The organism is Phenylobacterium sp., assembly GCF_037189685.1.
Taxonomy (GTDB): domain Bacteria; phylum Pseudomonadota; class Alphaproteobacteria; order Caulobacterales; family Caulobacteraceae; genus Phenylobacterium.
Genome location: NZ_JBBCIT010000014.1, coordinates 220,027 through 237,681, shown reverse-complemented (window position 1 = coordinate 237,681; position 17,655 = coordinate 220,027). Strand labels below are relative to the sequence as shown.

The 17,655-nt window shown below is 70.7% G+C and carries 19 protein-coding genes; 13 read left to right on the top strand and 6 right to left on the bottom strand.

The genetic code is table 11. The annotated features are described in order from the left end of the window. Nucleotides 1–35 precede the first annotated feature (35 nt). From WG212_RS11165 to WG212_RS11140, 6 genes are read left to right on the top strand one after another with little or no spacing between them, the layout of a single operon-like run. Nucleotides 36–974, top strand: a complete 939-nt coding sequence (locus tag WG212_RS11165; protein ID WP_337187169.1) for a metallophosphoesterase — start codon at nucleotides 36–38, stop codon at nucleotides 972–974. Nucleotides 975–1,014: 40 nt separating this feature from the next. After that, complete coding sequence (locus WG212_RS11160) at nucleotides 1,015–1,449, top strand: HIT family protein (RefSeq protein WP_337187168.1); 435 nt, start codon at nucleotides 1,015–1,017, stop codon at nucleotides 1,447–1,449. A gap of 22 nt (nucleotides 1,450–1,471) precedes the next feature. Further along, nucleotides 1,472–2,665 carry an LptF/LptG family permease gene (locus WG212_RS11155; protein WP_337187167.1) on the top strand — a complete coding sequence of 398 codons (1,194 nt, stop codon included), beginning with the start codon at nucleotides 1,472–1,474 and terminating at the stop codon, nucleotides 2,663–2,665. Further along, nucleotides 2,662–3,720 (top strand): LptF/LptG family permease, encoded by a 1,059-nt coding sequence (locus WG212_RS11150; protein ID WP_337187166.1) that lies wholly within the window; start codon nucleotides 2,662–2,664, stop codon nucleotides 3,718–3,720. Before WG212_RS11155 ends, WG212_RS11150 begins: the two co-directional genes overlap by 4 nt. A gap of 7 nt (nucleotides 3,721–3,727) precedes the next feature. Beyond that, on the top strand, nucleotides 3,728–4,876 hold the full coding sequence (locus WG212_RS11145) for a dATP pyrophosphohydrolase (RefSeq protein WP_337187165.1): 1,149 nt from the start codon (nucleotides 3,728–3,730) through the stop codon (nucleotides 4,874–4,876). Next, nucleotides 4,873–5,622 (top strand): nucleotidyltransferase family protein, encoded by a 750-nt coding sequence (locus WG212_RS11140; RefSeq protein WP_337187164.1) that lies wholly within the window; start codon nucleotides 4,873–4,875, stop codon nucleotides 5,620–5,622. The genes WG212_RS11145 and WG212_RS11140 overlap by 4 nt, the downstream gene beginning before the upstream one ends. 156 nt (nucleotides 5,623–5,778) lie before the next feature. On the opposite strand, the gene WG212_RS11135 is transcribed toward WG212_RS11140, so the two are convergent. The 6 genes from WG212_RS11135 to WG212_RS11110 all read right to left on the bottom strand — a co-directional run bounded on the left by WG212_RS11135 (nucleotide 5,779) and on the right by WG212_RS11110 (nucleotide 10,053). Then, a complete protein-coding gene (locus WG212_RS11135; RefSeq protein ID WP_337187163.1) occupies nucleotides 5,779–6,516 on the bottom strand; it encodes a phosphocholine cytidylyltransferase family protein in 738 nt (245 codons plus the stop codon). 217 nt (nucleotides 6,517–6,733) lie between these two features. Further along, nucleotides 6,734–6,994, bottom strand: a complete 261-nt coding sequence (locus tag WG212_RS11130; protein WP_293480104.1) for an SWIB/MDM2 domain-containing protein — start codon at nucleotides 6,992–6,994, stop codon at nucleotides 6,734–6,736. Between the two features lie 122 nt (nucleotides 6,995–7,116). Continuing rightward, a complete protein-coding gene (locus WG212_RS11125; protein ID WP_337187162.1) occupies nucleotides 7,117–7,755 on the bottom strand; it encodes a hypothetical protein in 639 nt (212 codons plus the stop codon). 134 nt (nucleotides 7,756–7,889) lie between these two features. After that, nucleotides 7,890–9,002 carry an HlyD family secretion protein gene (locus tag WG212_RS11120; RefSeq protein WP_337187161.1) on the bottom strand — a complete coding sequence of 371 codons (1,113 nt, stop codon included), beginning with the start codon at nucleotides 9,000–9,002 and terminating at the stop codon, nucleotides 7,890–7,892. Beyond that, entirely contained in the window at nucleotides 8,999–9,472 is a 474-nt protein-coding gene (locus tag WG212_RS11115; RefSeq protein ID WP_337187160.1) for a PaaI family thioesterase, read from the bottom strand. Before WG212_RS11115 ends, WG212_RS11120 begins: the two co-directional genes overlap by 4 nt. Beyond that, the gene (locus WG212_RS11110; RefSeq protein ID WP_337187159.1) at nucleotides 9,469–10,053 is read right to left on the bottom strand and encodes a TetR/AcrR family transcriptional regulator; all 585 of its coding nucleotides are present in this window, start codon (nucleotides 10,051–10,053) and stop codon (nucleotides 9,469–9,471) included. The genes WG212_RS11115 and WG212_RS11110 overlap by 4 nt, the downstream gene beginning before the upstream one ends. A 61-nt stretch (nucleotides 10,054–10,114) precedes the next feature. Here WG212_RS11110 and WG212_RS11105 point away from each other — a divergent pair, with 61 nt between their 5' ends. The 7 genes from WG212_RS11105 (at nucleotide 10,115) to WG212_RS11075 (ending at nucleotide 17,608) form a co-directional block, all read left to right on the top strand. Next, complete coding sequence (locus tag WG212_RS11105; RefSeq protein WP_337187158.1) at nucleotides 10,115–11,677, top strand: DHA2 family efflux MFS transporter permease subunit; 1,563 nt, start codon at nucleotides 10,115–10,117, stop codon at nucleotides 11,675–11,677. A gap of 343 nt (nucleotides 11,678–12,020) precedes the next feature. Then, entirely contained in the window at nucleotides 12,021–12,482 is a 462-nt protein-coding gene (locus tag WG212_RS11100; RefSeq protein ID WP_337187157.1) for an Lrp/AsnC family transcriptional regulator, read from the top strand. An 80-nt stretch (nucleotides 12,483–12,562) separates the two neighbouring features. Then, nucleotides 12,563–14,194, top strand: a complete 1,632-nt coding sequence (locus WG212_RS11095; RefSeq protein WP_337187156.1) for an acyl-CoA synthetase — start codon at nucleotides 12,563–12,565, stop codon at nucleotides 14,192–14,194. 91 nt (nucleotides 14,195–14,285) lie between these two features. Further along, the gene (locus WG212_RS11090) at nucleotides 14,286–15,536 is read left to right on the top strand and encodes an acetyl-CoA C-acetyltransferase (protein ID WP_337187155.1); all 1,251 of its coding nucleotides are present in this window, start codon (nucleotides 14,286–14,288) and stop codon (nucleotides 15,534–15,536) included. Between the two features lie 2 nt (nucleotides 15,537–15,538). Beyond that, the gene (locus WG212_RS11085) at nucleotides 15,539–15,748 is read left to right on the top strand and encodes a hypothetical protein (RefSeq protein WP_337187154.1); all 210 of its coding nucleotides are present in this window, start codon (nucleotides 15,539–15,541) and stop codon (nucleotides 15,746–15,748) included. Further along, a complete protein-coding gene (locus WG212_RS11080) occupies nucleotides 15,741–15,962 on the top strand; it encodes a hypothetical protein (protein ID WP_337187153.1) in 222 nt (73 codons plus the stop codon). Before WG212_RS11085 ends, WG212_RS11080 begins: the two co-directional genes overlap by 8 nt. Further along, a complete protein-coding gene (locus WG212_RS11075) occupies nucleotides 15,950–17,608 on the top strand; it encodes an amidohydrolase family protein (RefSeq protein WP_337187152.1) in 1,659 nt (552 codons plus the stop codon). Before WG212_RS11080 ends, WG212_RS11075 begins: the two co-directional genes overlap by 13 nt. Nucleotides 17,609–17,655: the final 47 nt, after the last annotated feature.

Here is a 17,655-nt window from a genome sequence, read left to right as displayed (position 1 = left end):
AGGAAAGCTCGACTTCAGGAAAGCTCGACCTGCGCTTGACCGCCTTCCGCCTCGCTCATCTTTCGGACCTGCAGCTTCCGCCGCCGCCCCTGCCCTTCCGCTGGCGCGACGTGGCCTCGAAGCGCCTGCTGAGCCGCTTCGCGTGGCGGCGCAAGCAGCATCGGCACGTTCAGGCCGTGCTGGACGCCATCGCCGCCCACATGGTCAGTCGCGCGCCCGACCATGTGGCGATCACCGGCGACGTGGTCAATTTCTCGACGCCCGAGGAATTCGAGGCGGCCCGCGCCTGGCTGCTGGCCCTTGGCGACCCGCGCGAGGTGACGGTCAGCCCGGGAAACCACGACGCGCTCACCGCCCACGGCGCCCCCCGCGACTTCGCCCCGTGGCGGCCCTGGCTCTCGGACGGCCAGGACGGCGACTTCCCGCACCTGCGGATCCGCGGCCCCGTGGCGATCGTCAACCTGTCATCCGCCACGCCCACGGCGCTGCACCTCGCCCAGGGCGCGCTGGGCCGCCCCCAGATCGACGCCGCCGCCGACCTGCTCCGCCAGGCGAACGCCCAGGGCCTCTGCCGCGTGGTCCTGGTCCATCATCCGGTCACGCGTGGAATCGTATCGGGGCGCAAGGCGCTCACCGACGCCGCCGCGTTCCGCGCCATGCTCCAGGCGGTGGGCGCCGAACTCGTCCTGCACGGCCACGCCCACGAGGCGCACCTCGCCCGCCTCCCCGGCCCGGACCGCGACATCCCCGTCCTGGCCGTACCGGCCGCCTCCACGCCGGCGGGGGGCCACGGCGAGCCCGCCCGCTGGAACGAGATCGAGATCACGCCCGACGGGACCGGCTTCCGCATCCGCGTCACCGCCTTCGGCGTCACCCCGGCGCTGTCGGTGGAACGCCTGGGGGCCTTCGTCCTGCATCCGGCGGCGCAAAACCCGCCCAGCCGCCCTTCCCCGCCGGAAGGGGCGTTCCTATGATCCGTCCACGACGCGACCGTTCCATCGCGAGGAGTCCCGCGTGACCAATTCCACGGCCCGGAAGTTCGGCCACCCCGCCACCCTGGTCGCCGAGACCGGCCACTGGCTGGTGCTGGTGCGGCCCCAGCAGCCGACATTCGGTTCACTGGTCCTGGTGTGCAAGGAGGACGCCCGGGGCTTTTCCGACCTGTCGCCTGCCGCCTTCGCCGACCTTCAGAAGGCGGTGCAGGGCATCGAGACGCTGCTGCGCGACGCCGTCGCCTACGAGAAGATCAACTACCTCATGCTGATGATGGTGGACCCCGACGTCCACTTCCACGTCATTCCGCGCTACCCCGGCGAACGGTCGCATGGCGGCCAGGCCTTCGCCGACACCGGCTGGCCCGGCCCACCCGCCCTTGCGTCTCACGTCGCCCTGAGCGAGGAGGAGGCCCAGGCGCTGGCCGCCGACTTCGCCGCCCGCTGGCGGGCATGACCGCCGCAATCCGGGGACCCGATTGAGTCTCATCGACCGCTATCTGCTCCGCCTGGCCTTCTGGCCGATGGTGGGAGCGACGGGGGTGACCCTGATCGCGCTTCTGCTGGAGCGCACGTTGCGGCTGCTCGACATGCTGTCGGCGTCCAGCGACCGGTTCGGCTTCGTGGCCCAGCTCGCCGTCAATCTCGTGCCGCACTACATCGGCCTGACCCTGCCCGCGGCCTTCTTCCTCGCGCTGGTCATCGTGGTGAACCGGATGAACCAGTCGTCCGAGATCGACGCCCTGCTGGCGGCCGGCTTCTCGCTCACGCGGCTGGCGGCGCCCTACCTCTGCCTCGCCGCGGCCCTCACGGTGGTCAGCCTCGTGGTCTTCGGCTTCGCCCAGCCCTATAGCCGCTACGCCTACCGCGCGGTCCTCCACACGGCCCAGAACGCCGGCTGGAACGGGCTGATCCCGGCCGAGACGATCCTGTCGCCGTCGAAAGACCTGACGATGACCACCGACATCGCCGATCCCGCGGGCCAGCAGCTCTCGCGGGTGTTCATCCGCCGGATCACCGAGAAGGGCCGCGAGGAGATCACCACCGCCGCGATGGCCGAACTCAGCCGCACCGGCGATGGCCAGAACGTCCGCCTCGAGCTGCGCGACGGCCAGCAGCTCCGCTTCAACGCCGAGGGTCGGCCCGAGACGCTGAGCTTCGAGGCCTTCACGATGCAGCTTCCCATGACGGGCCCGGCGCGGCTCTTGCGCGCGCGCGGCGGCGACGAGCGGGAACTCACGCTCTTCGAACTGGCCGACCAGGCGCGGTCCGGGCACTCCACCCTTCCGAAGGAGACGTTGAAGGGCGAGCTGTACGGCCGCCTGGCCCGCGCCTTCGGCCTGCTGTTGCTGCCCATGCTGGCGGTGCCCCTGGGGCTGGCCGCCAAGCGCAGCGGGCGCGCGCCGGGCGCCATCGTGGGCGGCCTGCTGCTGCTCGCCGTCCACCATACGATCCCGCTCGGCCAGGGCCTGGCCGAGACCGGGCGGGCGCCCGCCGAACTGGCCGTGGGCGCGCCCTTCGCCATCTTCGCCGGCATCTGCTTCCTGGTCTTCTTCACCAGCCTCAAGCGCCCCGGCGAAACGCCGGTGGGCCGGGCGATGGAACACCTGTCGGCCTGGGCGGCGCGCATGCGCCTCCGCCGGGCCGCGGGCGCGACGGGCGCGGCCGCATGACGCTCGGCCTCTACCTCCTGAAGCTGATGGCCTCGCGGATCGGCGCGGCCCTCTTCGCCCTCGTCGGCGTGCTGCAGATCCTCGACCTGCTGGACGTCTCGACCGACATCCTGGACCGCAACCTGGGCGCCGGAGGCGTGGCCTACTACGCCCTCCTGCGCCTGCCGCGGCTGATCGAACAGTCCGCACCCCTCGCCGTGCTGGCCGGCTCCCTGTTCGCGTTCGGCAAGCTGGCCGGAGACAGCGCGGTGACCGCGATGCGTTCGACCGGGATCTCGGCCTACCGCATCACCATGATGGCGATCCCCACGGCGCTCACCCTCGCGCTGGCTCAACTCGCGATCGGTACGGTGATCGCCCCCCGCACCGACGCCATCCTCAGCGAGTGGTGGCAGGCCAGCACCCCGCCCGACGCCGCCAAGTCCGTCGACCCCGTGACGTTCCGCGTGGGCGACGAGATCGTGGTGGCCGTGCCCCGCGATCCCGACGGGACCAGCCTGGAACAGGTCACCATCTACAAGCGCGACGCCGCGGGCCGCCTGATCCAGAGGACCAACGCCCAGGCGGCGGTCTACGAGGAGGGCCGCTGGCGGCTGGTCGAGCCCCGTTTCGAGACCCTCGGCGACGACAATGTGGTCGAGAGCGGCGCCCAGCGCATGGACTGGCCGGCCAACCTGACCCCCGGCGACGTGCGCGCCCTGGCGATGGGCGAAACGACGGTGACCGCCGCCGAGGCCAGCCGCGCCCTGGCCGGCGGCCTTTCGACCCGGCCCCGCACCTTCTACGACACCCAGCTCCAGCGGAGCTGGGCCGCGCCGGTCGCCTGCCTGGTCATGATGCTGCTGGCGGCGCCGGCGGCGCTGGCCAACTTCCGCGGCGGCGGCGTCACCCTGACGGTCCAGTGCCTGGCCGCGGGCCTGCTGTTCCTGGTCTTCGACGGCGCTTTCACCGCCCTGGGCGAGAACGGCGCCGCGCCCGCCGTACTGGCCGCCTGGGCGGCTCCGTCGATCTTCGCGGCCCTGGGCGTCACCGCCCTGCTCTACCTGGAAGGCTGAGCGGGCCTTGGGGGAAGTGGTCGTCACGCCCGTGGCCGGCAAGGCCGAGCTCGACCGCTTCATCCGGCTGGGCGCGCGTATCGGCGCGTCCGACCCCAACTACGTCGCGCCCCTGCTGTTCGAGCGCCACGAGGCGTTGAGCCCCAAGGGGAACCCCTTCTTCCAGCACGCCGACGTCCAGTTCTGGCTGGCCGGGCGCGACGGCCGCGACGTGGGCCGCATCAGCGCCCAGATCGACCACCTGAATCCCCAGACCCGGGACGGCATCGGCCACTTCGGCATGATCGCCGCCGAGGACGATCCGGACGTCTTCGCCGCCCTCTTCGCCGCCGCCGAGGCGTGGCTGGCGGCGCGTGGCTGCCGCACGGCCCTGGGACCGGTGAACCTTTCCACCAACGAGGAAGTGGGCCTGCTGGTCGAGGGCCGCGATACTCCGCCCATGTTCATGATGGGCCACGACGCCCCCCATACAGGCGTCCGTATCGAAGGCCAGGGCTACGCCAAGGCCAAGGACATCCACGCCTATGTCTGCAGCGTCGCCGACGATCTCCCCGGCCCCATCCTGCGTCGCGTGCGCAAGGCCCCGGCCGAAGGCGTGCGCCTGCGCACCCTGGAGATGAAACGGCTGGACGAGGAGGTCCGCACCCTCACCGGCATCCTGAACGACGCCTGGGCCGGAAACTGGGGCTTCACCCCCACCACCGAGGCCGAGACCCGGGCCCTGGCCAGCAACCTGCGCCTGCTGATCGACCCGCGCCTGGCCTGGTTCGCCGAGATCGACGGCGAGGCGGCGGGCTTCATGATCCTGCTGCCCAACATCAACGAGGCCATCGCCGACCTGGGCGGCAAGCTCTTTCCCCTCGGCTGGGCCAGGCTGCTCTGGCGGCTGAAGGTGAAGGGGCCGAAGACCGGCCGCGTGCCGCTCATGGGGGTGAAGCGCAAGTTCGCGTCCACGATGCGCGGCCAGCTCCTGCCCTTCCAGCTCATCGACGCCGTCGCCCAGGCAGCGCGCAAGCTGGGCTACGAGCGCTACGAGCTCTCATGGGTGCTGGAGGACAACCTGCCCATGCGCCGCATCTGCGACGCCGGCGGCGCACGCATCTACAAGACCTACCGCGTCTACGAGAAGGCGCTGCAAGGGAAAGAGGGCGCTTGACCGGCTTCGCCGCCCTGGTGCTGGCAGGATCGCGCGGCGGCGCCGACCCGGTCGCGGCCTATGGCGGGGCCGCCCACAAGGCCCTGATCCGGCTCGGCGGCGAGACCCTGCTGGCCCGCGTGGTCGGCGCGCTGCGGGCGGCGGGCGCGGGCCGCATCGCCGTGATCTCCAGTCATCCCGAGGTCCGCGCCGAGATCGCCCGCCTGGGCTGCGAGGCGCTGGACGAGGCCGCCGGCCCCAGCCTCAGCGTCCGCGCCGGCGCCCAGGCCCTGGGCGCGCCGCTTGTGGTCACCACGGCCGACCACGCCCTTCTGCGGCCGGAGTGGGTCGGGCAGTTCCTGGCCGACACGCCACCCGACGCCGACGTCGCCGTCCTGGTCGCCGCCCGCGCCACGGTCGAGGCCGCCGCGCCGGATACGAAACGCACCTGGCTCCGGCTGGCCGACGGCGACTGGTCGGGCTGCAATCTCTTCCACCTCGCCACGCCCAGGGCGCTCGCCGTCCTCGATCTCTGGCGGCGCGTCGAGTCCGAGCGCAAGCGTCCCTGGAGGATGGCCCGCATCCTGGGGCCGGGGATGCTGCTGCGCTACCTGTTCCGTCGCCTCACCCTGCATGCTGCGGCCGGGCGGCTGGGGGACCTCGCCGGCGTGCAGGCGGCCGTGGTGGAAAGCCCCTACGGCCTCGCCTCCGTCGATGTGGACAAGCCTGCCGACCTGGATCTCGTCCGGCGGATCGTCGGGCCTTGAACGTCCGCCAGGCGCGTCAGCGCCCCGAAGAACACCGCCAAGACGCCAAGAGCGCCAAGGCGTCCGATGCCGGCCCGCGCGCCTCTCGGCGACCTTGGCGTCCTGGCGGTCATCTTACCGCGCCTGTGGCGCGCCTCCCTCGGACTGGGCTTCGGCTCAGACCGTCCAGCCGCTCGAGAGGCGCGTCAGGGCTTCCACATCCTGCGGGAAGTCCATCTCGCCCCATTCCAGGCCCTCGATCGAGGCCACCTTCACATCCACGCCCGACCGCGCCAGTTCGTCGATGACCGACAGGTACCAGCGGCGCAGGCCCTCGGGTGTCTGGAGCACCTTCTCGACGCCATCGCGGAATTTCGCCGCCCCCTCGGACGAGAAGCGCAGGAAACCGATCGACTCGGCGTCGTAGGCCTCGATGGTCTTGCCGATCGCCACCAGCCGGCCCTGGTCGGTCAGCACCTTCATGTCGTCGGCGTCGTAGCTGTCCTTGCGATCGATGGTGACGGTGACCTCGGCGGCCGGCGCCGACAGCAGCGCCTCGGCCACGCCGGAACCGAACAGGGTGTCGCCGTTCAGCACCAGCACCTCACGGTCGAACTCGTGGCGCACGATCCAGCACGAGGCGGTGTTGTCCGAGACGGTGTAGAACGGGTTGAACTGGAGCCGCACCGGCATCGACAGGCCCAGCCGCGCGACCTCGGCCTCGACCGCGTCGGCGCGGAAGCCGGTCACGATCACAGCTTCGCCGACGCCTGCCGCCTGCAGCCGCAGAAGTTGCCAGGCCAGCAGGGTGCGGCCCGACAGTTCGATCAGGCATTTCGGCCGGGCCTCCGTGAGGGGCAGGAGGCGCTTGCCCTGGCCGGCAGCGAGAATGATGGCTCTGTTGGGCGGCGTCACGAAGTCGTCCGTGAATGGAGAAGGGCCCGTGGAAGCGGCCGGCCCTTATGGCGGCCCATACGGTGAAAGGAAAGAGGCGGCCCGACGGTCATGCGGGCCAAGCAGAACATACAGGCCAAGCAGAACATCCAGGCCAGAATGCAGGAGACCCCGCAAGGCTTTGGCCCGCGGGGTCTCCCGGATCGAATGCCGGCGCGTGTCGCCGGGGCTTCCGCGCCTACTTCAGGTGCGCCGCCAGGTGCTTGTTCATCTCGAACATGCTGACCTTGTCCTTGCCGCCGAAGATCGGCTTCAGCTTGGCGTCGGCCAGGATCTCGCGCTTGTTGGCGGGATTCTGGAGGTTGTTCTTCTTGATGTAGTCCCAGATCTTCGAAACGGTCTCGCCGCGCGAAAGCTGGCCGGAACCCACCACGGCGGCCAGTTCGGCGGACGGCGTCAGCGGCTTCTGCAGGGCGTTCGTGTTCTTACCAGTGGCCATGGGCTCCCCCAGTCGATTGCGTTGGCGCGACGTCCTGGCGGGGGTCGCCCGGACCGAGTCGCTTGGCGCATCCTAACGCGGCGTACGCCTTGCGCCACATAAGATGCGCTTGGGGAAGTCGCCTACGGGTTGAGCCCGGCGCGGCCCTGTCCGTCGGGACCACGTCCAGCCGCGGCCGGCGGCCACAGCGTGCGGTGGAACAGGTCCACAAGGGCGCCCCAATCCGGCGCGCCGCCGCCCACCTCGACATCGAAGGGCACGCCCGCGCAGCCCAGCGCCGCCTCCAGGACGCCGGCTCGCGAGCGGGTGATCCCCACCGTATAGCCGATGCGGACGACACCATTGATTCGATTGGCGATTTCCAGGGCTCCGCGGACACCGAACCGCGATGGGCCATAGGCCGCCACCGCGGCGATGCGTTCGGAGCGCCAGGCCGCCAGCGATAGGGCCGCATCGGCGCAGAGGCCGAAGCCCGCCACGCCCACGCGCGTGTCGTCGACCCCATGCAGGTCGGCCAGGTGATCCAGGCAGGCGACGGCGGCTTCGCGCCGCACTTCGGCGCCCAGGCCCTTCAGGTCGGGGACCACGACGAAAAACCTGTGGGCGGATAGCCGCCGGGCCTCGGTTTCCAGGCCGCGCCCCCTGCCCCGGCCGTCGCCGAGAAGGATCACCGGCGGATTGTCGCCGGGCGTGTCAGGATACGCGACGAAGGCGTCCACCACACCGTCCTCGCGCTCAATCTCGATGCGGGCCTCAGGCATGCGGGCATCATATACCACTAACTTGATAGGAATATGATGGAAGTCTGGATGCGCCTTCAGTTTTGCTCTGCCCGGCTTTGCTCTACCCGGCCTCAGCCCTCCGGCGGCGCCCCTCGGAGTTCACCGGCGGGCGGCTAGACGCCCTCCAACGCCACCGTCACCTTCGCCGAAAGACCTGGCCGCAGCTTGGCCACGTCGGGCTGGCCAGGGTCGAAGCGGAGCCGGACCGGCACCCGCTGGACGATCTTGGTGAAATTGCCCACGCCCGGCTCGAACGGCAGCAGCGCGAACTCCGAACCCGTGCCGGGGGCGAAGCTCTCCACATGGGCCTTCAGGGTCACGCCGGGAAGCGCGTCCACCGTCACCGAGGCCGGCTGGCCCCCCAGCATCCGCGCCGTCTGGGTCTCCTTGAAGTTGGCGGTCACATACAGGCGATCCATTGGCGTGATGACCAGCATGCGGGAACCGGGCTGCACGTAGTCGCCCACGTTCGCCTGGCGGTCGCCCACGACGCCGGCCACCGGGGCGCGGATCACCGCGTGGTCGCGGTCCTGCCGCGCCAAGTCCAGGGCGGCGGCGGCGCGGGCGCGCTGGGCGCGGGCCTGGGCCACGGCGGCGGCCAGCTCCCCTCGCCGGCCGGCGGTGGCGGCCAGGCGACTGCGGTTGACCGCCAGTTCGGCGCGGCTGCGGTCGGCCGCCGCGGCCGCCGCGACCGCCTGGGTTTCCACCCGATCGGCTTCGCGGCGAGGCGCATAGCCGGTCTTCAGCAGGGCCTCGTACCGACCCCAGTCCGCCCGCGCCCTCTGCACCTCGGCGTCGGCGGCGCGGATGCCGGTCTCGGCTTCGCGCACCTGGGCCGAGGCCACCGCCTCGTCGTCGGCCAGCCGCGCCAGCGCCGCCCCGGCGGCCTGCACCGCCGCTTCGGCCACCGCCAGGTCACCCTCGGCCGCCGCCACGCGGGCGGCATACTCTTCGGGATCCAGGCGAACCAGCGGCTGGCCGGCCGCCACCGGCTGGTTGTCGGCCACCAGGACCTCGGCGACATGGCCGCGCACCCGCGGCGCGACGACGGTCACGTCGGTCTTCACATAGGCGTTGTCGGTCGTCGCCGTGGCCTTGGCGGCGTGGATGTAGGCGTAGCCCGCCCCACCGGCGGCCAGGGCGGCGGCCAGGACCAGCACGCCGCGAGGCGGCAGGCGGCGCCTGGGCCGCACCGGCGCGCCGGCGCCGATGGCCTCCATCTTCATCGCTCGAACACCAGCAGCGTGGAGGTGGCGGTGGCGTAGAGGACTCCCTTCTCGTCCACGAGCCGACCCTCGGCGAAGGCCGCGCGCCGGCCGGCCTGGATGACCCGCCCTTCGGCCCGGACCGGCCCCGTCTCCTTGGTCAGGGCCTTGTGGTAGGCGACCTTGAGCTCCAGCGTGGTGTAGCCTTGCCCCGGCTTCAGCGTCGAATGGACAGCGCAGCCCACGGCCGAATCCAGAAGCGTCGCGGCATAGCCGCCGTGGACCGTGCCGATAGGGTTGTAGACGCTCTCGTCCGGATGACCGCCGAACACCACGCGCCCTTCCTCGATCTCGATGACCGTGAAGTTCAGGGTGCGGCCGATCCCCGGCCCGCGCTCGGGCCGCTCGGGATCGAAGGCGTAGCGAAGCTGCTCGATCCCTGACATCCGGCGTGGATCGGCAACCTGGGTTTCTGGCGTGACGGCGTTCATGGCGGGAGTCCCATGCGGTGCTTGATGCGGTGTCGGGCGGCGGCCAGCAGGCGGTCCGCCTCGGCGTCGTCGGAAATGGCCCGGGCGATCAGGACGCTTCCGGCCATCTCGGCCACCAGCGACGCCGCCACGCTCTCGGGGTCGGGCGTCCCCTCGGGAAGCCAGCCGGCGATCCGGCGGACCAGCGACCACAGACCGCGCTCGTAGGCGTCCCGCACCGCCCGGCCCTGGCGCGGCAGGTCGCTGGACAACGTGGCGACGGGGCACCCGCCCTCGGGATGATCGCGGTGGCGCATCGTGACGTAGGTGTCCACGAACGTCGCCAGCGCCTCGCTCCGCGTCGCGCCGTCCGTCAGGCGGGCGAAGCGCCGCGAACTCGAACCGAAGGCCTCGTCGATCGCGGCGACGACCAGGGCCTCCTTCGACGGGAAGTGCGCGTAGAAGCCCCCGTGGGTCAGTCCGGCCGCAGCCATGACCTCGGCCACGCTCACGCCCTCGGGTCCCTTCGACCGCACGGCGGCTGCGGCGGCCTGGACCACCGTCTTCCGCGTCTCGTCCTTGTGCGTGTCGCTGTAGCGCACCGCGCATCTCGCCTTTATATGATGATCATCATATTATGCGCCTGAGGTGGAAGCGCAACCCATGTCCGTCGATCCCGCCGCGCTCAGCGACCGGCGAAAGCTGCTGATCTTCGGCATCATGGCCTTCGGCCAGTTCATGGCCCTGCTCGACATCCAGATCGTCGCGGCCTCGCTGAACTCGATCCAGGCGGGCCTCAATGCCGGTCCGGACGAGATCGCCTGGGTGCAGACCTCCTACCTCATGGCCGAGATCGTCATGATCCCCCTCGCGGCCTTCCTGTCGCAGGCGCTCTCCACCCGCTGGCTGTTCACGCTCTCGGCGGGGCTGTTCACGCTCTCCAGCCTGCTGTGCGGCCTGGCCTGGGACATCAATTCCATGATCGCCTTCCGGGCGCTCCAGGGGTTCACCGGCGGGGCGATGGTGCCGCTGGTCTTCGCCACGGGCTTCGTCCTCTTCGAAGGACCGAAGCGCGCCATGGTGCCGGCGATCCTGGGGATGGTGTCCACGCTGGCCCCTACCCTCGGCCCCACGGTGGGCGGCCTGATCACCGAGTACGTGGACTGGCGCTGGCTGTTCTTCATGAACATCGTGCCGGGCGTCGCCATCACCCTGCTGTTCCCCCTCCTGGGCAAGGTGGACACCGCCAGTCCTCGGATGCTGCGCCGGATCGACTGGCTGCACGTGGCTTCGCTGGCGGTGTTCCTGGGCGGACTGCAATATGTGCTGGAGGAAGGCCCGCGGCACGAGTGGTTCAACGACGAGGCGGTGCTGGCCGCCGCCTGGATCTCGTTCGTGGGCGCCGTCGTCTTCTTCGAGCGGACGTTCTTCTCCACCATGCCGGTCGTGAAGCTGACGCCGTTCCTGCGGCCCACCTTCGCCATGGCCTGCGTGCTGAACGTGGTGATCGGCTTCGGCCTCTACGCGGTGACCTACCTGACGCCGGTCTACCTGGGCCGCGTGCGCGAGTTCTCCAGCCTCCAGATCGGCATGACCGTCTTCGTCACCGGCATCGCCATGACGGTCACCGCGCCCATCGCCGCCCGCCTCTCCACCCGGGTGGACGGTCGCTACGTGATCGCCGTGGGCTTCACCATGTTCGCCATCTCCCAGTGGATGTTCTCCCAGGTGACGCCCGAGTGGGGCTTCTGGGAACTGTTCTGGCCGCAGGTGATGCGGGGGCTGGCCATGCTGCTCTGCATCGTCCCGGCGGTGGGCATGGCGCTGAACGGCGTGCCGCCCGACCAGCTCCGCTACGCCTCGGGCCTGTTCAACCTGATGCGCAACCTGGGCGGCGCGATCGGCATCGCCGTGGTCAACACCTGGCTCATCGACTTCACCCGCGCCCACGCCGCGGCCCTCTCCGCCGCCCTGGGCGAACAGCCCGACCGCGCCCGCGAGGCCCTGGACGGCCTGGCGCAACTGGCCCAGGCCTGGACGCCCGACGGCGCCCGCGCGATGCAGATGGCCGAGGCGGTGATGGGCCGCATCGTCGGCCGCGAGGCGGTGACGCTGGCCTTCGCCGACGCCTACGTCCTCATGGCCCTCCTGTTCGCCGCCGCCCTCCTGATCGTCCCCTTCGCCAAGCCCGCGCCGATCCAGGCGCCGCCGCCTGCCGAGCACTGACGCCGGGGGAGGAATCCTGCCACGAAACTACACGAAAACCACGAATGGGCGGGGTCGTCCCCAAGGCTCCGCGCAAGCGGAGGCTCAGTATCATTTGTCCACGGATTGCACGGATTCACACGGATGGCGCAGCGGCCATCATCCGTGTGAATCCGTGCAATCCGTGGTTCCTTCAAACTTGAGAGGCGCCGCTTCGCGGCCTCGCAGACCCAAGCGCCGGCGCTCTCCGCCGCCCGTTCGTGGTTCTCGTGTGGGTTCGTGGCCAGACTTCTGGCGCAGCCTTCCGTCTGGTCCGCCCCGCCCGGCTCCTGTAGAACTTCGTTCTCCCGAGGAGGGGCGACGCATGGATTTTGTTCTGGATCCCATCGACCGGCGCATCCTGCGCGAGCTCCAGCGCGACGCGACCGTGCCCATCGCCGACCTCGCCCTGCACGTGGGCCTGTCGCAGACGCCCTGCTGGAAGCGGGTGAAGCGGCTCACCGACGCCGGCGTCATCTCGCGGCGCGTGGCGCTGGTCGAGCGGAACAAGGTGGACCTCGGCCTCGCGGTCTTCGTGTCGGTGAAGACCAGCCGCCACGACCAGGACTGGCTCGACACCTTCGCCCGGACCGCCGCAGCCATGCCCGAGGTGGTCGAGTTCTACCGGCTCTCGGGCGACACCGACTACCTGCTCAAGGTGCTGGTGAAGGACATCGCCGCCTACGACGCCTTCTACAAGCGCCTGATCGCCGCCGTGCCGCTGTCGGACGTCTCGTCCGCCTTCGCCATGGAGCAGATCAAATACACCACCGCCGTGCCCGTCTGACGGCAGGGACGGTTTGACATGACCCGGCGGCAGGCGGCCAACTTCCCCGAGGACAAAAGGTTTTCGGGAGGATGGCAGTCATGGCTTGGACCTTCGCCACGGTCTGGGAAGCGATCGCGGCTTCGCAGCCGGACAGGCCGGCGCTGGTCCACGGCGAGCGTGTCGTCACCTGGGGCGAGTTCGACCGTCGGGCCGACGCGCTCGCCGACCACCTGATCGCCTCGGGGCTGGGCCGCCAGGCCAAGGTGGCGGGCTATCTCTACAACGGCCCGGAGTACCTCGAGGCCTATTTCGCGGCCTTCAAGGGCGGTTTCGCCCCGGTCAACACCAACTACCGATATGGCCCCGAAGAAGTGGCCTATCTCTTCGAGAACGCAGACGCCGAAGCCGTGGTGTTCCATGCCGGCTTCACCGACGTGCTGGAGAGGATCCGCGGCCGCCTGCCCAAGGTGAAGGCCTGGATCGCCGTCGCCGAGCCGGGCCATCCCGTCCCCGCCTGGGCCGCCGACTACGACGCCGTCGTGGCCCGCCCGATCGAGGCGCGCCCGGTCCGCGCGCCGTGGGGCGTGAGCGGCGACGACCTCCTGCTGCTCTACACCGGCGGCACCACCGGCATGCCCAAGGGCGTCATGTGGCGCCAGGACGACCTGTTCCAGGTGATCGGCGCCGGCGGCAATGCGGCCCAGGGCATTCCGCCGGCCACGTCGATCCCCGAGTTGATCGCGCGCATCCAGGGCCCCGAGCACCTGCGCGCCACCATGATCGTCTGCGCGCCCCTGATGCACGGCACCGGCCAGTTCTCGGCCTTCATCGCCTTCAACGGCGGCGGCACGGTCTGCGCCCTGCCCTCGCGCCGGTTCGACGCCGTCGAGCTCTGGGACGAAGTCCAGCGCCTCGGGGCCACCAACATCGTCATCGTCGGCCTCGCCTTCTCCACGCCCATGCTCGAGGCGCTGGACGCCGACCCTGGCCGCTGGGACCTGTCGAGCGTGCGCGCCATGAGCTCGTCGGGCTCGATGTGGAGCCAGGAGAACAAGCGCGGCCTGCTCCGCCACATGCCCCAGGCGCTGATCGCCGACAGCTTCGGCTCGTCCGAAGCCGTCGGCCTGGGCGCCTCGTCGTCGGCCTCGGGCGCGGAGGCCCAGACCGCCGCCTTCATGCTGGGCCCCAACACCGCCGTCTTCACCGAGGACGGCCGGCGCGTGCAGCCGGGCTCGGGCGAGCGCGGCCTCGTCGCCGTCTCAGGGTTTCTGCCGCAGGGCTACTACAAGGACGAGGAGAAGTCGGCGAAGACCTTCAAGGTCATGGAAGGCGTCCGCTGGAGCGTGCCCGGCGACTGGGCCGAGGTGAACGCCGACGGGACGCTGAAGCTGCTGGGCCGCGGCTCGGTCTGCATCAACACCGGCGGCGAGAAGGTCTTCCCCGAAGAGGTCGAAGAGGCGCTGAAACGCCACGCCGCGGTGCGCGACGCCGTGGTCGTCGGCGTGCCCGATCCGCGTTTCGGCGAACGCATCTGCGCGGTGGTGGAGCCCGAGGCCGGCGCGCGGCCGACCCTGGCCGAGCTCTCGGCCCACGTCCACGCCCAGCTCGCCGGCTACAAGGCTCCGCGCGAGCTCGTCGTGGTCGACACCATCGGCCGCGCCCCCAACGGCAAGGTCGACTACAAGGCGGTGAAGGACCGCGCGCTGAAGGCGTTGGGCGTGGCCGCCTGACGGCGCCGGCGCCGGATTCCCCCTAGACTGACCCTAGGGACGGCGAGGACGATCCGCCTCGAAGAAACACCGCGATCGGCGAGGACCCACTATGGCTGAAGCTTACATCATCGACGCCTGCCGCACGCCGCGCGGCATCGGCAAGGTCGGCAAGGGCGCGCTCGCCGACCACCATCCGCAACACCTGGGGGCCACGGTCCTGGGCGCGCTCGCCGAGCGCAACAACCTGAACACCGCCGACGTCGACGACGTGATCTGGGGCACCTCGTCCCAGCGCGGCAAGCAGGGCGGCGACATGGGCCGCATGGCGGCCCTGGACGCCGGCTACGACATCAAGGCTTCGGGCGTCACCCTGGACCGCTACTGCGGCTCGGGCATCACGGCGGTGAACCTGGCCGCGGCCCAGATCATGTCGGGCATGGAAGACCTGGTGATCGCCGGCGGCTGCGAGATGATGTCCTACACGGCCTCCAGCGCGCCCAAGCCGGATCCGGAAGCCGGCCCGATGCTGATGGATTCGGGCAACCTGCGCCTGCGCGCCAGGCACCCCCAGAGCCATCAGGGCGTCTGCGCCGACGCCATCGCCACGCTGGAAGGCATCACCCGCGAGGCGCTGGACGAACTGGCCTACGTCAGCCAGCAGCGCGCCGACAAGGCCATCAAGGAAGGCCGCTTCGACCGCGCCCTGGTGCCCGTGCTGCGCGAAGACGGCTCGGTCGCCCTGGACCACGAGGAGTTCCCCCGTCCGCAGACCACGCTGGAAGGCCTCGCCGGCCTGAAGCCGTCGTTCGAGGCGATGGCCAACGTGCCCCTCGACAGCAAGGGCACCACGTTCGCGGGCCTGATCAACAAGGTCTATCCCGACCTCAAGATCCGGCACTTCCACCACGCCGGCAACTCGTCGGGCGTCGTGGACGGCTCGGCCGCGGTGCTGCTGGCCTCGGCCGAGTATGCGAAGAAGAACGGCCTGAAGCCCCGCGCCCGGGTCGTCGCGATGGCCAATGTCGGCGACAGCCCCACCCTGATGCTGAACGCGCCCGTCCCCGCGGCGCAGAAGGTGCTGAAGAAGGCCGGCCTGACCCCCGACGACATCGACCTGTGGGAGATCAACGAGGCCTTCGCCGTCGTCGCCGAGAAGTTCATCCGCGACCTCAAGCTCGACCGCGAGAAGGTCAACGTCAACGGCGGCGCCATGGCGCTGGGCCACCCGATCGGCGCCACCGGCTCGATCCTGATCGGCACGATCGTCGACGAACTGGAGCGGCGGGACCTCAAGCGCGGCCTGGTCACCATGTGCGCGGCCGGCGGCATGGCCCCGGCCATCATCGTCGAGCGCGTCTGACGATGGCCGAGCTCTCGCGCCAGCGCCGGTTCGTCACGCCGGGGCCGGACGAGACGCTGGAGCAACTGGCGCGCCGGGCGCTTCCCCAGGAGCGCCCGGAGGCCGCCGCCGACCTCATCCGGAGCTGGAACCTGCACATCTTCGCGATGCGCCGGCCGCCCGGCCTGCTGCTGGGGTCGGACGTGGTGTTCGTGGAGCCGCCACTTGGCTGAAGCCGTCATCGTCGGGGCCGAGATGGTCGCCGGCCACGACGGCACGGTCGAGCTGCTGGTCCGGCTGCGCCACCCGAACGGCGCCGAGGGGCCGGTGGTGCTGGACGAGGCGACGGGACTGAACCTGATGGCCGCCTGCGGCGCCGCCAGCCTCGAGGAGCTGACGGGACAGTCCTGGCGGAAAATCGTGGAGGGCGTGCGATGTTCGACCTGATCGTTCGCGGAGGGACCGTCGTCGACGGCTCGGGCCAACCCGGATTCGCCGGCGACGTGGCGGTCAAGGACGGCCGCATCGCCGCCGTGGGCAAGGTCGAGGGCGAGGCGCGCTGCGTGATCGACGCCGCCGGCCGGATCGTGGCGCCGGGCTTCATCGACCCCCACACCCACTTCGACGTCCAGCTCCTGTGGGACGGCGCCGCCCGTCCGGCTCTGGAGCACGGGGTCACCTGCGTCGTGCCCGGCAACTGTTCGCTGTCGCTGGCGCCCATCAAGGCCGGCGATCGCCGCCGCGTGGTGGGCATGTTCCAGCAGATCGAGGAGATGCCGCCCGAGGCGTTCACCACCGCCTTCGACTGGAGCTGGGAGGACTTCGCCGGCTACCGCGCCGCCATCGAGGACGGTCTCTCCATCAACGTCGCGCCCCTGGTGGGCCACAGCGTGATCCGCCTGTGGGTCATGGGCGCCGCCGCCCAGGAACGCGCCGCCACCGCCGACGAGATCGCGGCCATGCAGGCCCTGCTGCGCGAGTGCCTCGAGGCCGGCGCCGTCGGCCTCTCCACCAGCTTCGTGGACATCGACGAGACCGGCCGCCCCGTCCCCAGCCGCTTCGCCCAGTTCGAGGAACTGGACGCCCTGGCCGCCGTGCTGGGCGAGTACGGCCGCATGCTCCAGTGCGTGCCCGAGTTCTACGCCACCGACATCACCATCGCCCGCATCGACCAGCTCGCCGAGCTGTCGCTGAAGCACGGCATCCCCACCACCTTCTCGCCCCTGTTCGACACCGCGGCCGTTCCCGACAACGCGCCCCGCGCCATCGCCCGGGTGGAAGAGCAGTTCGCCCACGGCGCCCGCGTCTGGCCGCAGATGCAGACCCGGCCCATCGACATCAGCTTCAGCCTGCTGCGCCCCAGCCTGTTCTTCGCCCGCCTGCCCCGCTGGGTCCGCGTCCTGCGCCAGCCGCTGGACCAGCGGCTGGCCGCCCTGCGCGATCCCGAAACCGTCGAGAAGATGGTGGGCGACCTGGGCCCGGACGGCGGCGAGGCGATGATGGGCCGCCTGATCATCCGCGGCGGCGACGCCGCGCCGGCCGGCCTCGTCGGCAAGACGCTCTCCGAAGTCGCCCGCGACCGTGGCCAGGTTCCCGCCCGCGCCCTGATCGAGCTGTCGCTGGAGAACGGCCTGGACGTGGCCTTCCTGTCCGCGAGCCAGGGCCATCAGCTCACCGACCGCATCGGCCCCATGCTGGCCCACCCGCTGGTCCACATCGGCGCCAGCGACGGCGGCGCGCACCTGGCCTCGTTCTCCACCTACGGCGACACCGGCTATCTGTTCTCGGAGTTCGTGCGGAAGACCGGCGCGATGTCACTGGAGAAGGCCGTCGCCAAGATCACGGCCGAGACCGCCGACATCTGGGGCCTGAAGGACCGCGGCCGGCTGGCGCCCGGCCTGGCCGCCGACATCGTGGTTTTCGACGCTGCGAGCATCGACCGGGCCGACGAGGTTCCCGCGTTCGACATGCCCGGCGACGGCATGCGCTATGTCAGAGCCGCCCGAGGCGTCGACACCGTTCTGGTGAACGGCGAAGTGGCGTACGCGGATGGCGGATATACCGACTCTCGGTCGGGCATCGTCTGCGTCTAGTTCGTCCGAATCTTAATGCGACGTTAATTTTCGGCGATCTCGTCAGT

What these genes read in the sequence shown, in the direction of transcription:
- WG212_RS11150 (WP_337187166.1), top strand. Translation starts at nt 2,662, where the DNA reads ATGACGCTCGGCCTCTACCTCCTGAAGCTGATGGCCTCGCGGATCGGC.
- WG212_RS11130 (WP_293480104.1), bottom strand. Translation starts at nt 6,994, where the DNA reads ATGGCCACTGGTAAGAACACGAACGCCCTGCAGAAGCCGCTGACGCCG.
- WG212_RS11125 (WP_337187162.1), bottom strand. Translation starts at nt 7,755, where the DNA reads ATGCCTGAGGCCCGCATCGAGATTGAGCGCGAGGACGGTGTGGTGGAC.
- WG212_RS11120 (WP_337187161.1), bottom strand. Translation starts at nt 9,002, where the DNA reads ATGAAGATGGAGGCCATCGGCGCCGGCGCGCCGGTGCGGCCCAGGCGC.
- WG212_RS11115 (WP_337187160.1), bottom strand. Translation starts at nt 9,472, where the DNA reads ATGAACGCCGTCACGCCAGAAACCCAGGTTGCCGATCCACGCCGGATG.
- WG212_RS11105 (WP_337187158.1), top strand. Translation starts at nt 10,115, where the DNA reads ATGTCCGTCGATCCCGCCGCGCTCAGCGACCGGCGAAAGCTGCTGATC.
- WG212_RS11100 (WP_337187157.1), top strand. Translation starts at nt 12,021, where the DNA reads ATGGATTTTGTTCTGGATCCCATCGACCGGCGCATCCTGCGCGAGCTC.
- WG212_RS11095 (WP_337187156.1), top strand. Translation starts at nt 12,563, where the DNA reads ATGGCTTGGACCTTCGCCACGGTCTGGGAAGCGATCGCGGCTTCGCAG.
- WG212_RS11090 (WP_337187155.1), top strand. Translation starts at nt 14,286, where the DNA reads ATGGCTGAAGCTTACATCATCGACGCCTGCCGCACGCCGCGCGGCATC.
- WG212_RS11085 (WP_337187154.1), top strand. Translation starts at nt 15,539, where the DNA reads ATGGCCGAGCTCTCGCGCCAGCGCCGGTTCGTCACGCCGGGGCCGGAC.
- WG212_RS11075 (WP_337187152.1), top strand. Translation starts at nt 15,950, where the DNA reads ATGTTCGACCTGATCGTTCGCGGAGGGACCGTCGTCGACGGCTCGGGC.